The following is a 15,703-nucleotide window of genomic DNA, read 5'->3' on the forward strand; positions in this document are numbered from 1 at the left end:
TAAAATCCCATACCACGCTTAAAAATAGTACTGGTTTACAATCATTTAAGCTAATAATTTATAGTTATTCTAAAATAAAACCGGTTCTGCCTGAGAACCGGTTTTTTTAATTTATGATTGAGATTGCTTCACCTAAAGGTTCGCAATGACCAATTTATAATGGATTGTATTCCTACTATTTAATCCTTCTTGCTGTATAATCACTTTCATTTCCTAATCTATCGATGGCTTTGATGGCCACTGCGTTAAGTTTTTTCCCATCTTTAGATTTAGGAATGTCTTTTGAAAGGGTATCAAGCGTTAAAATTTCTGTTTGCCATACTCCGTTATATTGAGTAAAAAGCACCCATAGAAAGACATCGGCAGCATTTTTTGTACTCCAGCTTGTCTGAGCAAAGCTTCCGTTATCAGCAATAAATAAGGTAGGCGTCTGCAATGGAACAGCTTTTATCCATGGAAATTTCGGAACTAGTGCTTTCTCATTGTATGGACCGTTTTTCAAAGCGGGAAGCATATTGGGGTTTTTGGTAAGCCCTGCAATGCTCCAGTGAATTTCTCCTGCATCATTTTTAAGGATATTTCTGGAAATAGCAATCTGGTTTTTGATTTCTGTTGGACGGTCTGATACTTTAATCTCAACAGTATTCAATCCCGGCCATAAATGACGATTCATTGTATTTTCGGACTGCCACCAGCTTAACAGAGCTTCAAAGCTTTGTCCTTTAGAATCTATGGGCCAGTAAAGCTGTGGAGAGAAATAATCTACCCAGCCTTTATTTAACCATAATTTAGCATCTGCATAAAGCTCGTCATATTGAGAGGAACCTATAATTCCCATCGGATATCCGGGTTTCCAAATTCCGAACGGGCTGATCCCGAATCTTACATTATTTTTTTCTGCATGAATTTCTTTATAGATACGTTCTACAAATTTATTCACATTATCTCTTCTCCAATCTGCCCTGGATAAAGTCCCTCCGTTGCTTAAGTAAGCATTCCAACTGGCGTTATCTGGAAAATCTGCTCCTTTATTGTAAGTAGCATAAGGATAGAAATAATCATCGAAATGCACAGCATCAATATCATATCTTTTTACAATATCTTTTACCACATTGGACACATGGCCTTGTGTTTTCGGATTAGCCGGATCAAACCAATACATTCCATTCTTTAGTCTGACAACTATATCAGAGAGTTTGTTTGCCATTGACAGCTTATTCACAGCTCCTCCGTTGGTATGATGTGCTCGGTAAGGATTCAACCAGACATGAAGTTCCAATCCTCTTTTATGAGCTTCTTCGATCCAAAACTGAAGCGGATCATAATTGGGATATGGTGCAGTTCCTGTTTCTCCGGTCAGAAAGTAAGACCATGGTTCGATATTACTTGTATAAAGTGCATCTGCAGAAGGTCTGATCTGGAAAATAGCAGCGTTGAAATTATTATCTTTCAGCATATCAAGCATGCTGATTGCTTCTGCTTTCTGCTGTTCCACTGTAAGATCATTTCTTGAAGGCCAGTTGATATTGGCAACACTGGCAATCCATGCTCCGCGGAATTCTCTTTTGATTTCCGGAAGATTGGTTCTGAAATTTTCTTCCGTTGAAGCTGCTGTTCCTGTTGTTGGTTTTGTTGCTACCGGAATTACTTTTGGAGGATTTGTATTGTTGGTTGGTTTTGTCGGATTCTTCGTGGAGGGTGTTTTTACAACATTGTTCTGAACGGAACATGAGGTAGTATACGATGCAAAAACGCCCAATAAAACGATAAGTTTTAATTTATTCATTCTCATAGTCTGCAAAACTACAATAAATTATTTTTTAGCTTTTAAAATTTATTATAATAAATTATATTTTTAACTCATCATTCAAAAATAATAGTCTTATTTCCATCAATAAAAACTTTATCTTCAAAAACCAGTTTCAAAGCATTTGCCAGGACATTTCTTTCAACATCCCTTCCCAGATTCGCAAGACCTTTTGCTGTTTTGGAATGACTCACCTTGATAATATCCTGATAGATTATTGGGCCTTCATCCAGATCATCAGTCACAAAATGTGCTGTTGCTCCAATAATTTTTACTCCTCTTTCAAAAGCCTGTCTGTACGGATTCGCACCAATAAAAGCAGGTAAAAATGAATGATGTATGTTAACTATTCTTCCTTTAAATTTTTCAACAAAATTGGTCGAAAGGATTCTCATAAACTTGGCTAAAACCAGATAATCAAATTCATAATTTTTGAGGGTTTGCATGATTTGAATTTCATGCTCCTCTCTTGTGATATTTTCTGTAGAAATATAGTGAAACGGAACACCGAATTTCTCTGTCATATCTTTTAGACTTTCATAATTCCCGATAACCGCCAGAATATTAAAGTTAAGATCCTTGAAATGGTTTCTGATCAGCAAATCTGACAAACAATGATGTTCTTTTGTCACCAAAACAACAATATTTTTGGGTGCATTTTTGCTTAGTTCAATGTTGCAATCCCCCAATTGATCTTTGATTTGCTCCATCACTTTTTGAGGATCAGCAATGCCCGAAACTTCGGTTCTCATAAAGAACAATGACTTTTCTCTGTCCACAAACTCGTCATTTTTCACAATATTAAGATTGTTTTTCAACAGCACATCCGAGATCTTATGCACTAAACCTTTTTCATCTTTACAGGCGATTTTAAAAATAAAATTCATCATTTGTTTTTTTAAATAAAAAAATCCTCATTACTGAGGACTTTAAAAATTATTTAGATTATGCTTTCGCAGATCTTTCTACTCTTTTTCTTTCTTCTTCAGAAAGAATTTTCTTTCTCATTCTGATGAAGTTCGGAGTTACCTCAATTGCTTCATCACCCTGGATGTATTCCATACATTCTTCAAGTGAGAATAAGATTTTCGGAGCAACACCAGTATCTTTATCTTTTCCTGAAGCTCTCATGTTGTTCAGCTGTTTTGCTTCTACGATGTTTACTACCAGGTCTCCAGGTTTGTTTTGCTCACCAATGATCATCCCTGTGTAGATTTCCTCACCCGGATCAACGAAGAACTTACCTCTATCCTGAAGTTTAGCAATAGAATATTCTGTAGCAGGACCAGTTGTTTTGCTGATCAAAACACCATTGTTTCTTCCCGGAATAGCACCTTTGAAAGGCTTATATTCTGTGAAACGGTGTGCCATAATAGCTTCACCAGCCGTAGCTGTCAACATCTGAGAACGTAATCCGATCAAACCTCTTGAAGGAATTTCGAATTCCATGTGCTGCATTTCACCTTTAGTTTCCATAATGTGAAGGTCACCTTTTCTCTGAGTTGCCAGGTCAATAACTCTTGAAGCAAATTCTTCAGGAACGTCAACAACCAAAGATTCATAAGGCTCACATTTCTCACCATCAATTTCTCTGAAGATAACCTGCGGCTGACCAATTGTCATTTCGTAACCTTCTCTTCTCATTGTTTCGATCAAAACTGATAAGTGAAGAATACCTCTACCGAATACAAGGAATGTATTGGCATCATCAGTCTGCTGAACTCTTAAGGCAAGGTTTTTCTCTAATTCTTTTGTTAATCTTTCTTTCAGGTGATTAGAAGTAACATATTTACCGTCTTTACCAAAGAAAGGAGAATTGTTGATAGAGAACGTCATGTTCAATGTAGGCTCATCAATTGCAGTTCTTTCCAATGGCTCAGGATTTTCAAGATCAACGAAAGAATCACCGATCTGGAATGCATCAAATCCTACTACAGCACAGATATCTCCAGCTTGTACTTCAGTTACTTTTTTCTTTCCTAATCCTTCGAAAACGTAAAGTTCTTTTACTTTTCCTTTTACAATTTTACCATCTGCTTGAGCAAGACCAATCCATTGAGATTCTTTGATCTCACCTCTTGTCACTTTCCCGATTGCAATTCTTCCTAAGAAAGAAGAGAAGTCTAGAGAAGTAATCTGCATCTGAAGATTACCTTCTGTTACTTTCGGTTCAGGAACATATTGTAAAATACCATCCAATAATGGTAAGATATCTTCAGTTTGCTCTAATGAAGTGTTGAACCATCCTTGTTTTGAAGATCCGTAGAATGTAGGGAAATCCAATTGCTCTTCTGTAGCATCAAGGTTGAAGAACAGGTCAAATACTTTATCATGAACTTCGTCAGGACGACAGTTTGGTTTATCTACTTTATTGATAACCACTAATGGTCTCAATCCTAATTCCAAAGCTTTCTGAAGTACGAATCTTGTTTGCGGCATTGGTCCTTCGAACGCATCCACCAACAAAATAACCCCATCAGCCATTTTCAATACTCTTTCTACTTCTCCACCAAAATCGGCGTGACCAGGAGTATCGATTACGTTAATTTTTGTGTCTTTATAAGTAACAGAAATATTCTTGGATAAGATCGTGATCCCTCTTTCTCTTTCAAGATCGTTGTTATCCATAATTAACTCCCCACTCTCCTGATTTTCTCTGAAAATGTTGGTAGCGTGAATGATCTTGTCAACCAAAGTCGTCTTTCCGTGGTCAACGTGTGCGATAATCGCAATATTTCTAATGTTTTGCATAAAAGATTTTTACGGGTGCAAAAGTAGTGATTTTTAATGAAAAAATATTTAGTTATACAAATATTTAATATTTTGTTTAAAATACTTATTTACAAGACAATAAAAAAGAGTGTCCGAAAAACACTCTTTAAATTATTTATACACAAGCTTGTATTTCGCATGGATCTATTACAGGCGGTTCACCGCATATGATGTCAAATTCTGCGCAATTACTGGAGAATCCGGTTGCCCATCCCCATCTTACGGCGCATGTGTCGGCATCTTTGCATCTTACCATTCCTTTAACGATTCCTCCCTGAACTGATTTCATTTCAGTTCTTGAAATTTTTCTAAGATTTCTCATGTTGTTTTGTTTATGTTATTAGCATGATAAAAATATAAAAAAAACACAATAATTAATATATTATTCAAATATTTAACATTTCGGAGAACTATTTTAACATTCACACTCAGAGCCTTAGCAACCTGTAAAACATAACAAGATCAATTAAAACAACCAGTATAAATTTCATGAGAAAAGATTTCTTGGAAACTTTATGATTGAAGAAAATCATTCCCGCAGCGGCTCCTATAATTCCGCCAAGTAGAGAAATTCCTAAAAGGGTATTTTCGGAAATTCTCCATTGATGCTTTTTGGCTTGCCATTTATCAAAACCAAAAGCACATAATGCGAGCACGTTTATTATCAACAGAAAAGGAATCATTCTTCATTTAATTTGCCGCAAAAATAGAGCTTAATTTATAAAAATATACTTACACCTTCACTATTTTTAAACCATTAAGGAAGATTTACAAAGTAAAGTATATTTATTGTAGTTAAGGTAAATCATTCTAATTTTTAAGTGTACAATGAATATTATTCAATATGATCTTAATGTTTTAAATTTGCTCTTAAAAAATAAATCAATGACAGTACACGATCTGGCGGGAAGCTACTCTATTGAAGGAAGCAATCAGGAGGAATCTTTCCTGCCAACTTATCATGGTATATTGACCTTATCTGTTGATGAAAATAATCGCATTATTGCTCAATGGATAATTGGCGACCATCAGCAAAACGGGACAGGATTTTATAAAGACCAAATTTTAGTGATTAATTTCAACTACGAAGGAGAAGATGACAAAACCTATAAAGGAGTTGCTGTGTACCGGTGCCTGAATAAAGACGTACTGGATGGATTCTGGTCTGAGAAGCACGGAAATCCTTTATATCTGGGAAGTGAATATTGTGTAAGAATCCAGAACTCCAAGATTGTAAATTAATTTCCTTTTCCATTTGAGCAAAAAAATTTTCAAATAAAAAGAGCTGTCTTCATAAAGACAGCTCTTGTAGTTATAAATGTTTAAATAACTTATTTTTTAGCTTTTACGTCAATTGCAATCTCGATGTCTTTGCTGATCATCCATTCTGCAGGATCTGCTTCAGAAGTACCGAATTTAAGTCCCCAATCGGCTCTGTTTACAGTGAATTTAGCCTGAATAGCTGCTGAATTTTCTGCTACCTCTACTTTCGCAGGGAACGTAACATTCATTGTTTTTCCTGATAAAGTAAGGTTTCCGCTTACCGTTTTATTAGCTCCTGCTACAGCATCTTTTGGTGCTTCTTTCAAATCTGTAACACTTGTAATTTTGAAATCTGAAGTAGGGTTTTTAGCCACATCAAAGAAATCAGGATTTTTTAAGTGCGCCTCAAGATCAGCCGGTTTTTTATCTTTTTCTGTTACTGAAGCCGGATCTACCTTGATAGAATTCATATCAATTACAAAGTTTCCTGCAGAAACCTGACCTGCATCAACACTGATATCTCCTGACTTCACTGTCAGTGTTCCCCAACGAGGTGCCATTCCTCCTTTGTGGAAAGCTTTCCAGTTTACTACAGAACCTACTGTATCTACTGCCAGTGTTTCTCCTTTGCTCTCTGCTACAGTTTGTTCCTGAGCCGTAGCTGCTGTTTCTGCTGTTTTTCCTTTATCACATGATGCCAAAAGCAATCCTACTCCTACTAATGCAATTACGCTAATTTTTTTCATATTGAACTGTTTTAAAAAAGTTTATTGAAATTTTGTTGTTTTCGGGTACAAAAATAGAAAAACCTGCTTTGCATCATCTTAACATATATCAAGAAATATAAATTTATTCAAATTATTTGCAATCATACACCCATTTACGATATACATCCCATCTGTATTGAGAATCGTAACTACTGTAGAATTCCGTATCCTTTTGAGTTCCATTTCTTGAGCATCCAGCAGAATTATCTTTCTGTGGGTTTCCCTTAACTACCCATCCTGTGTCAGAATAATCACTATAAGTACCGTCATTGCCGTTTTTTAAAATCACGGTCCGCTCATATTTCTGTACTGTGCAATTACACTTTTTAGGCTCCTCATATTCCGTGACTGTACAAGATATTATAAAAGAATAACAAATGAATAATGTAAATATTTTTCTCATGTTTATTATTGCGGTTATTAGATTTTAGCAAGCATAAATAAGTAAATATTTAAACATGATCACATCGCAAACAAAAAATTAAACATTAGTTTTCTATTATTTAAAACTATATTAATAGATTCTACTATAACTATCTATTCCATATATCTAAAAATTATTATTTCTACCATTTTAAATGAATATATTTTTTCTGTTTTCATATAGCATAAAAAATGTAATTTTACTGCCTCATAACAAAAACACAAGTTTTCATACAAACATGTCAAAAAAACTAATAACAGCATTTGCAATAAGCACAATGTATTGTATCAATGCACAAACAAAAGCTGAAGAAGCAATTAAAACTCTTGAACAGAAATATCCTCAGGAAAAAATACATTTATTATTAAATAAAAAAAGTTTTGTTGCAGGAGATAATTTATGGTTTAAAGCTTTCGTATTTGATGGATATACTACTACAAACACATCAAGCTCTCTATTTATAGAATTGTATGACAAAAATAAGACTCAAATTAGTAAAAAACTTTTTCCATTAATAAATGGAGAAGGAAATGGAAGCATTTCTTTACCGGATTCTTTAAAGGAAGATGTATATTACATCAGAGCCTACACTACCTGGATGGCAAACTTCAGTGAAGATTTTCAGCTCGTAAAACCTATCCCCATATACAATCCCACTTCTCCCGAAAAATTAATTGTAAACGGTGATTCTCATTGGACAGCATCTGTGCATCCTGAAAGTGGAAGCTTCATAGATGGAATCAACACCAAATTTGCAGTAAGACTACAGTCAAATGGAGAAGCTCCTTCCAAATGGGAAGGATATATAACTGATACAGACAATCCAAATGTAAAGATTTCTACATTCAAAGGACTGGACCAAAATGTCGGCTTATTCAACCTTACCCCAAAGATTGGAAAAAAATATCAGTTGATTGTTCAGGATAGTCAGGGACAAACTCAAAACATTTCTCTTCCAGATGTTTCACCATCAGGAATCAACCTTCAAGTAACCAGCGATAAAAACCAGCTTACTTATTCTTTAAAATCAAAAAACTTACCGGAAGGTTCTAAATATTTTAAAATAATAGGAACAATGGCTAATCAATTGGTCTATAAAGCTAAAATTAGCAAGATTTCAAATGATGCTCAATACCCTATTTCTTACAATCAACTTGTTAATGGTATTTTACAACTTACCGTTTTTGATGATAAAGAAAATATTATAGCGAGCAGATTATCTTTTGTTCAGCCACACTCTTTACAAGTCAAAAAACCTGCTTTAGAATCTCTTTCTCTAAACAGCACCCCCCGTGGTAAGAGCTCATTTGATATTTCTAAAAATTTAAATCATCCCAATTATACTGTCTTAATAACTGAGGCCGAGGCTAGCAATACTGAGGAGGATCAAAACTTGTTGAGTTCTTTTTGGCTTACTGGAGATATTACATCAAAAATTTCCAAACCTGCTCAGTATTTCTCCCCCCAGTGCAATACAGATGCTTTGGATGCCCTTCTAATTTCAGAAAAATGGAAAAGATTTGACTGGCAATCCATTATGTCTGGAAAATACCCTGTTATTAAATATGAACCACAAAATTTCCTTTCTTATAAAGGAAAGATTAATGTTCAGGGAAAACCTTCTCCTAATACAGATTTAAATTTAATTTTCGATACCAACTCAGGTCCTCAGATTTTTCAGATAAAATCTGACAGCAATGGTTTTTTTACATTGAATAATCTGCTTTTTGAAGATTCAATGAAATTTTCCTATCAATTAAATACCAAGCAGCCTGACCCTAATTATACTGTTTTTTTTCAACCTAGTTATGAGTTTATCCCTTATCAAAAGAGTTTACCTTTAACATCCTATCAATTAACACCTCGCTCTGCCAATGAACAACCCTCGAATGAAGTTGCCAGAGCTGTCACAGCCCTTAATACCCAAAAAGCCATCAGCGATAAAGTTATCAATATTACAGAAGTAAAGTTAAAGGGTGAATTAAAAGATAAAACAAAAAAATTAAATAAGCAGTTAAGTAGTTCTCTTTTCACAAGTATTAACGAAAGCGTCTTTGATTTTGTTAACAATCCTAATCTCCAAGGTTCAACTAATATCTTGCAGTGGTTGCAGGGTAAAGTTGCCGGACTTAATGTTCAATTCCAGAATGGAGATTATATACCTTACATCAGAGGGAGTGTAGCCGGTGTATTCCTAGACGAGGTAAATGTTGACCCGGGACAAATATCCAGTTTACCTATGTCAGAAATTGCAATGGTAAAAGTAAGCAAAGGGTCTATTGTGGGAGTCTTTGGAGGAGAATTAGGTATTATCGCAATTTACACCAAAAGAAACGGTCCTTCAGGAAAAACAATCGATAAAAGTTTACCTTCACAGTTAAGAAAAATAACGTTAAACGGATATAATAAAGAGATTCCTTTTGACAATCCTATTTATGAAAATGACAGTTTTAAAAGTATTCCCCAAGATACCAGAAGTATTCTTTACTGGAACCCTTTTTTAGAAGATCAATCTCCAGAACCTTCACATATCCAGTTTTATAACAATGATGATGCTAAGAAATACAAAATCATTATAATGGGATATGATAAAAATAATGAAACACCTCTTTACTATAATGAAATTCTGCCTTAATTGATTTAAAAATTATCATACAGCCTGGTTACATTTTCTGTAATCAGGCTTTTTTATATTTCAACTTCATTTTTTCCATTCCAAAACCCTATTTTAGCTTTCCGAAAACAGAACAATGACGACCGTAGAATTTATACAGAAACAGCTCAATATTTCTGAAAAGAGCATCAACAATACCTTACAACTATTATCTGAAGACTGTACCATTCCTTTTATTTCCCGTTACCGAAAAGATAAAACCGGAAACCTTGATGAAACACAAATCGAACAGATCTCAAAAATCAGTAAGCAATTTGATGAAATTGTTAAGAGAAAAGAATCTATTTTAAAATCAATAGAAGAACAGAATGGATTGACTCCTGAACTTCAACAGAGAATAGAAGAAAGCTTTGACATCCAGGAGCTAGAAGACCTTTATCTGCCTTATAAAAAGCGTAAGAAAACCAAAGCTGATACAGCCAAGGAAAAAGGCCTGGAACCTTTAGCTAAAATCATTATGAGCCAGAAAAGTAATGACATTCAGTTTCTGGCTTCAAAATACCTGAACAATGAAGTTGCTTCTGAAGAAGAAGCGCTTCAAGGCGCAAGAGATATCATGGCAGAATGGATTAACGAAAACATGTATGTCCGTAAAAACCTTCGTAGACTATTTCAGCGCAAAGCAGTAGTTACCTCCAAGGTTGTAAAAGCTAAAAAAGACGAAGAAGAAGCCCAGAAATTCTCCCAATATTTTGAATGGGAAGAAAGCCTTAGCAGAACTCCTTCTCACAGGCTTTTAGCCATGCTCAGAGCAGAAGCAGAAGGTTTTGTAAAAACAAATGTAGGAATAGACAAGGAAGAAGCCATTGATTTTATTGAAAAGGCCATTATCAAATCTAATAATGAAAGTTCTGAACAAATTGCACTGGCCATAAAAGATAGTTATAAAAGACTTCTGGAACCTGCTATTTCAAATGAAGCCTTACAGGAAGCTAAAGAAAAAGCAGACAAAAAAGCCATTGAAATTTTCTCTGAGAACTTAAGCCAACTCCTTCTTGCTCCGCCTTTAGGAGAAAAGAGGATTCTGGCAATAGATCCCGGATACCGAAGCGGATGCAAAGTAGTATGCCTGGATGAAAAGGGAGATCTATTACACAACGAAACCCTCTATCCTCATGCTCCGCAAAATGAAAGCGGAATGGCTATGAAAAAGATCCGTTCTATGGTGAATGCGTATCATATCGAAGCGATTTCTATTGGTAATGGAACAGCAAGCCGCGAAACAGAATTCTTCATAAAAAAAATTGCTTTTGATAAACCTTTGCAGGTTTTTGTAGTTTCAGAAGCAGGAGCATCCGTTTATTCTGCAAGTAAAATTGCAAGAGATGAATTTCCATCATATGATGTAACAGTACGTGGAGCAGTTTCTATCGGAAGAAGGCTTTCTGATCCGTTGGCGGAATTGGTAAAAATTGATGCCAAATCCATCGGGGTTGGACAGTATCAGCATGATGTAGACCAGACCCAGTTGAAAAATGAGCTGGATTCTACCGTGATGAAATGTGTAAATTCCGTGGGAATTAATCTAAATACTGCTAGCAAATCACTATTAAGTTATGTTTCCGGAATCGGAGAAAAAATGGCAGAAAACATTGTGAATTACCGTACTGAAAACGGAGCTTTTGAAGATAGAAAACAGCTAAAGAAAGTTCCAAGACTTGGAGAAAAGGCTTTCCAGCAAGCCGCAGCTTTCGTGAGAATCACCAATGCCAAAAACCCACTGGATAACTCTGCAGTACATCCGGAAGCGTATGGAATTGTAGAGAAAATGGCAAAAGATTTGGGTATTAAAACCAATGAACTGATAGCCAATAAAGAAAAAATAGCCCTGATAAAACCCGAAAACTACATTACAGGTGAAGTTGGAATCTTAGGAATTAAGGATATTTTAAAAGAACTTGAAAAACCGGGACTAGATCCAAGAAAAGCAGCAAAAGTATTTGAATTCGACCCGAATGTCAAAAGCATTAAAGATTTAAAAGCAGGAATGATTCTTCCGGGAATTGTCAATAATATTACCGCTTTTGGATGTTTCGTGGATCTTGGAATCAAAGAAAGCGGACTGGTTCATATTTCCCAGCTGAAAGAAGGATTCGTATCAGATGTAAATGAGGTTGTAAAACTTCATCAACATGTTCGTGTAAAAGTAACAGAAGTAGATGAAGCAAGAAAAAGAGTCCAGCTGACTATGATTTTGTAATTTTTAAACGTTACCCTACTTAAATTTAAACCACAAATTAGTCATTTTGAAAACAAAGAATCTAATCTTCGATCTGGATGGAACATTATGGGATTCCAGAGCTACCATCATCAAAATCTGGAATAAGATATTGATCAAACATGAGTTAATCCAAAGAGAGCTGAAAACCAAAGACATGGATCAGTATATGGGACTGTTAGCCCATGATATTGTAAAAGATATTATTCCCGGCATTCCGGATCTGCAAGCTAAAGAAATCCTTTCTGAAATTGTAGCCGAAGAAAATAAAACACTTCACTTAGAAGGCGGGACTTTATACGATGGCGTAGAAGAAACTTTAAAGAATCTGGCCAATACTTATGCACTTTTCATAGTGAGCAACTGTCAGGATGGATATATTGAATCATTTTTAGATTATTATCAATTCAATGATCTGTTTGTTGATTTTGAGTCTCACGGACGAACCCAAAAAAATAAATCTGAAAACATACAGTTTCTTATGGAAAGAAATCAGTTATCTACCAAAGATTCCGTTTACATTGGCGATACTCAAACCGATTATAATTCAGCAACATCCAATGGACTATCATTTATTTTCTGCAAATATGGGTTTGGAAAACTGGCTGATCCATTATATGAACCGGCAATTCTTACCTTTTCACAACTGAAAGTTCATATTTAAATTATAACACAAAGGCTTCTTTTCATGGAAGCCTTTTTATTTTCAGATAAGTTGCTGTAAAGATACCGTATGTACTGTTAAAAGCATTATTTTGAATTTAAATTTTGTAAGAAAAAATATATATCCACGTCGGATGGAATATGTAATTTTTTTCGTAACCTGTTTTTCTTTGTTTGTACGGATCTGTGCTGCATAAATCCATATTGAGCAATTTCTTTAGAAGAAAAGCCAAGTTGTATCATAGCACAAAATGAAAGTTCGTTGGTTGATAGTTTCGGGTTAATTTCTAAAAGTCTTCCAACTAGCTCAGGATAAGCATTTTGATATTCATTAAAAAATAAAGGATCATTTTTTCTGGCTAAAGACACAAGCCTTTCATCATCAACAGACATTTTTTTCATTAAAAGTTCTGTCTCTAATTCTTTCTCCTCTATGATTTTACGTTTTTTAGTAATCCTTTTATTATAGACATAATATACAATAATAATAATGAAAAATAATGAAAAAATGATTACGTTATACAGTATGGTTGAGTTCTGTTGGTCTACATCATCTTTCTCCTTTTCCCGAGTTATTTTATCAACAGAATTATTTATGGATTCATCCCTCACCCTTCCCAGACTATCGTTTAATTTAGCATATCTCTCCAGATAATCTTTTTCCTTGGAGGCATTGTTCAATTTTTTGTAGGTCTTGGCAATAGTTTGATATAACATAGGAATCTGATAAACTCTTCGTGTTTTTTTGAGTATTTCCACTGATTTAATGTAATAGTCTAAAGCCAAAGTATAATCCTGTCTTTCAAATAAAAAATTGCCATAATAGAAATAAGTAAGAGCTCTTTGAGGATCCCAGTACTCTCTTTGTTTTAAAAGAGAAAACGCTCTGTTAAAATACATTTGTGCTGAATCTTCATTTTTAGCAAAAAGCATATAGTGATTAGCAATCGTGGAATTGATAACCGGTGTAGGCTTTATCTCTAAAGCTTTGTGTAAATAGATTAAAGAAGAATCAATTGAATTACTTTCTCTTAAAAAGTCAGCCCTGTTAGCATAAACCAGAGATAAAATTTCTCGATCATGTTGATCTTTTATTTGCTTACCATAATAAATGGATTTCGAATTATACTTAACTGCTTTTTTATAAAGTCCTATTACAAAATTAGCCTGACCATACTCCTGATATAATTTCGTATGCAAATAATAATCATCAATCCCTTCAAGGTTTTCTTCAGCAACCTGTAGATATTTGAATGCTTTTTCATACATTCCAACAGTAGCATAAATATTACCCAAATTAATATATGAAAGTATCTCCCCTTTTTTATAATCTTGTTTTTTACTGATATTGCAAAATTTATTATTAAGGTCAATCAATTCCTTTTTTCTGCCGCTTATTCTTAAATCCTCATTAACTTTTATCAGCATACTGTCTATATACTTATGTGTATATGCCTGAGAATAGAGCAACGTAGAAAATGAAAGGTATATCAGAATGCTTACCAATATTTTCAAAAATTGATTAAGCTTTAGTGTTTGCATAGTAAATTAATAATAAGTTTCAAAGGGACAAAAAAATAATATCAATCTTTAAAATAAATAAATTAACAGAATATGATATAAATTTCCCATCCAAATTATACAATTACAATTTCGTTACCACAAAATTAAATAAAATAAAAATATTAACAAAAACAATCATAAATTACTCCCAAATTTAGTTAAAATACAAATATATTCTCTAAAATAAACACTATATAATAATTAATATAAAAATCATTAATGAAATAATATTTAAATATATAAATTTCACTATATTTTGATTTACACAATACAAACTATTTGATATTGGAAACAATCTGATAAATTTCTCTCTTGTATAAAACTCTATGATCATTCTCAGGAAAGATCTTTCATCATCTAGAATCCCTCTATTATCAAGTCAAAAATTAATTGATGTACCTTTGATGTATCTAAAATTTTGTTTACTTAAAATATCAGACATAAATTTAATCCAGGAATTTTTTTTAACACTATTTGACACATAAACACAAATACATATTGTTAGATTAACAACCTGGCTAAAGTGTTTGATTCCCACAAAAAAACAAACTCTTTTAATATTTTAATAACACAATCAGTTTTCATTTTTGATTTTATAGAGATCTATAATACTGATCAAAGTTGCTACTCCCGTTTTGCGGGAGTTTTTTTTTGATCCATAAACATTTGATAAAAAATGATGTACTTATGTTGTATGACTATTTGATAAAAGAAAAATAATCCATGCTAAATTTGAACAAAACAAAAATGATGAAAAATTTTACTCTTATTTATCTTCTCAAGTAGGAATTAAGATTGTCTATCTATAATTATGATGATATTCATTATAATTCAGACTCTTTTTAACATCGACACAATAAATTCCCTAAGGTTTACAATTTTGCGAAAATAATTTTAATCATATAATACCGTTTATTTTGAACTTTAAACAAATACATATTGGCAGCATTATTAAAGCTAAGTTTCTGGAAGAAGCATTGGACATGCAGAGAGCATGTAATTTTATGAAATGTACTGAATCTGAAATTGAAAAAATGTTCCTTGAAGAAGATCTGACAACTGATAAATTATTGAGATGGAGCAAACTGTTAGAGTATGATTTTTTCCGGGCCTACTCACAACATCTTATCCTCTTTTCTCCACCTAAAAAGGAATTTTCGCCTAATGCTTCTCATAAAAAAATATCGTCTTTACCTGAATTCAGGAAAAATATCTACACTAAGGAAATTATAGAATTTATCCTGGAACAAATTGAAACAGGAAAGAAAACAAAGCTGGAAATAATAAATGATTATAAAATTCCCAAAACGACACTCTATAAATGGATTGCAAAGTATGCAGATAAAAACAAGTAAGAACTCAATTTTTGTGTAATTATATTGTACTTTAATGCCAATTTATCATAGATAAATTAAATCTATCATTTATGCTTATGCAATAAATTGTTAAAAAAGCAATGAATGAAAAAAAAAGAATAAGATATATAAAAAAACAGACTAAAAAATTTAGTCTGTTTTTTTATATTATATAGTAATAGTAATTTAAATAAAAG

The 15,703-nt window shown here is 33.5% G+C and carries 13 protein-coding genes; 5 read left to right on the plus strand and 8 right to left on the minus strand.

Annotated elements, in window-relative coordinates; translation table 11 throughout:
• Nucleotides 1-175: 175 nt before the first annotated feature.
• The 5 genes from A1704_RS16415 to A1704_RS16435 all read right to left on the minus strand — a co-directional run bounded on the left by A1704_RS16415 (nucleotide 176) and on the right by A1704_RS16435 (nucleotide 5,262).
• Nucleotides 176-1,792 carry a glycoside hydrolase family 10 protein gene (locus A1704_RS16415; RefSeq protein WP_062675161.1) on the minus strand — a complete coding sequence of 539 codons (1,617 nt, stop codon included), beginning with the start codon at nucleotides 1,790-1,792 and terminating at the stop codon, nucleotides 176-178.
• A 71-nt stretch (nucleotides 1,793-1,863) separates the two neighbouring features.
• Nucleotides 1,864-2,697, minus strand: coding sequence for a formyltetrahydrofolate deformylase (purU, locus tag A1704_RS16420; protein ID WP_202967945.1), 834 nt, complete (start codon nucleotides 2,695-2,697; stop codon nucleotides 1,864-1,866).
• A 55-nt stretch (nucleotides 2,698-2,752) separates the two neighbouring features.
• On the minus strand, nucleotides 2,753-4,558 hold the full coding sequence (gene typA, locus A1704_RS16425; protein ID WP_062675162.1) for a translational GTPase TypA: 1,806 nt from the start codon (nucleotides 4,556-4,558) through the stop codon (nucleotides 2,753-2,755).
• Nucleotides 4,559-4,694: 136 nt separating this feature from the next.
• Entirely contained in the window at nucleotides 4,695-4,901 is a 207-nt protein-coding gene (locus A1704_RS16430) for a bacteriocin-like protein (protein WP_062675163.1), read from the minus strand.
• Between the two features lie 106 nt (nucleotides 4,902-5,007).
• A complete protein-coding gene (locus tag A1704_RS16435) occupies nucleotides 5,008-5,262 on the minus strand; it encodes a DUF1294 domain-containing protein (RefSeq protein ID WP_062675164.1) in 255 nt (84 codons plus the stop codon).
• A 202-nt stretch (nucleotides 5,263-5,464) separates the two neighbouring features.
• Here A1704_RS16435 and A1704_RS16440 point away from each other — a divergent pair, with 202 nt between their 5' ends.
• Entirely contained in the window at nucleotides 5,465-5,821 is a 357-nt protein-coding gene (locus A1704_RS16440) for a hypothetical protein (RefSeq protein WP_062675165.1), read from the plus strand.
• 89 nt (nucleotides 5,822-5,910) lie between these two features.
• Here A1704_RS16440 and A1704_RS16445 read toward each other — a convergent pair whose 3' ends face one another.
• On the minus strand, nucleotides 5,911-6,588 hold the full coding sequence (locus tag A1704_RS16445) for a YceI family protein (protein ID WP_062675166.1): 678 nt from the start codon (nucleotides 6,586-6,588) through the stop codon (nucleotides 5,911-5,913).
• A 112-nt stretch (nucleotides 6,589-6,700) separates the two neighbouring features.
• On the minus strand, nucleotides 6,701-6,898 hold the full coding sequence (locus A1704_RS16450; RefSeq protein WP_062675167.1) for a hypothetical protein: 198 nt from the start codon (nucleotides 6,896-6,898) through the stop codon (nucleotides 6,701-6,703).
• 373 nt (nucleotides 6,899-7,271) lie between these two features.
• Between A1704_RS16450 and A1704_RS16455 the strand changes: the two genes are divergently transcribed.
• From A1704_RS16455 to A1704_RS16465, 3 genes are all read left to right on the plus strand, one after another.
• Nucleotides 7,272-9,668 carry a hypothetical protein gene (locus A1704_RS16455; RefSeq protein ID WP_062675168.1) on the plus strand — a complete coding sequence of 799 codons (2,397 nt, stop codon included), beginning with the start codon at nucleotides 7,272-7,274 and terminating at the stop codon, nucleotides 9,666-9,668.
• A gap of 115 nt (nucleotides 9,669-9,783) precedes the next feature.
• Complete coding sequence (locus A1704_RS16460; RefSeq protein WP_062675169.1) at nucleotides 9,784-11,907, plus strand: Tex family protein; 2,124 nt, start codon at nucleotides 9,784-9,786, stop codon at nucleotides 11,905-11,907.
• A gap of 46 nt (nucleotides 11,908-11,953) precedes the next feature.
• Nucleotides 11,954-12,589, plus strand: coding sequence for an HAD family hydrolase (locus A1704_RS16465; RefSeq protein WP_062675170.1), 636 nt, complete (start codon nucleotides 11,954-11,956; stop codon nucleotides 12,587-12,589).
• Between the two features lie 86 nt (nucleotides 12,590-12,675).
• Here A1704_RS16465 and A1704_RS16470 read toward each other — a convergent pair whose 3' ends face one another.
• A complete protein-coding gene (locus tag A1704_RS16470; protein ID WP_157885778.1) occupies nucleotides 12,676-14,016 on the minus strand; it encodes a LuxR C-terminal-related transcriptional regulator in 1,341 nt (446 codons plus the stop codon).
• Nucleotides 14,017-15,068: 1,052 nt separating this feature from the next.
• Here A1704_RS16470 and A1704_RS16475 point away from each other — a divergent pair.
• Nucleotides 15,069-15,506: a hypothetical protein gene (locus A1704_RS16475; RefSeq protein WP_062675172.1), complete on the plus strand. Its 438-nt coding sequence runs from the start codon at nucleotides 15,069-15,071 to the stop codon at nucleotides 15,504-15,506.
• The last annotated feature ends 197 nt before the right edge of the window (nucleotides 15,507-15,703 follow it).

It is taken from the genome of Chryseobacterium cucumeris, assembly GCF_001593385.1.
GTDB classification, from domain to species: domain Bacteria; phylum Bacteroidota; class Bacteroidia; order Flavobacteriales; family Weeksellaceae; genus Chryseobacterium; species Chryseobacterium cucumeris.

Coding starts and splice junctions, on each gene's coding strand:
- A1704_RS16415 (WP_062675161.1), bottom strand. CDS start 1,792: ATGAGAATGAATAAATTAAAACTTATCGTTTTATTGGGCGTTTTTGCA.
- purU (WP_202967945.1), bottom strand. CDS start 2,697: ATGATGAATTTTATTTTTAAAATCGCCTGTAAAGATGAAAAAGGTTTA.
- typA (WP_062675162.1), bottom strand. CDS start 4,558: ATGCAAAACATTAGAAATATTGCGATTATCGCACACGTTGACCACGGA.
- A1704_RS16430 (WP_062675163.1), bottom strand. CDS start 4,901: ATGAGAAATCTTAGAAAAATTTCAAGAACTGAAATGAAATCAGTTCAG.
- A1704_RS16435 (WP_062675164.1), bottom strand. CDS start 5,262: ATGATTCCTTTTCTGTTGATAATAAACGTGCTCGCATTATGTGCTTTT.
- A1704_RS16440 (WP_062675165.1), top strand. CDS start 5,465: ATGACAGTACACGATCTGGCGGGAAGCTACTCTATTGAAGGAAGCAAT.
- A1704_RS16445 (WP_062675166.1), bottom strand. CDS start 6,588: ATGAAAAAAATTAGCGTAATTGCATTAGTAGGAGTAGGATTGCTTTTG.
- A1704_RS16455 (WP_062675168.1), top strand. CDS start 7,272: ATGTCAAAAAAACTAATAACAGCATTTGCAATAAGCACAATGTATTGT.
- A1704_RS16460 (WP_062675169.1), top strand. CDS start 9,784: ATGACGACCGTAGAATTTATACAGAAACAGCTCAATATTTCTGAAAAG.
- A1704_RS16470 (WP_157885778.1), bottom strand. CDS start 14,016: ATGCTGATAAAAGTTAATGAGGATTTAAGAATAAGCGGCAGAAAAAAG.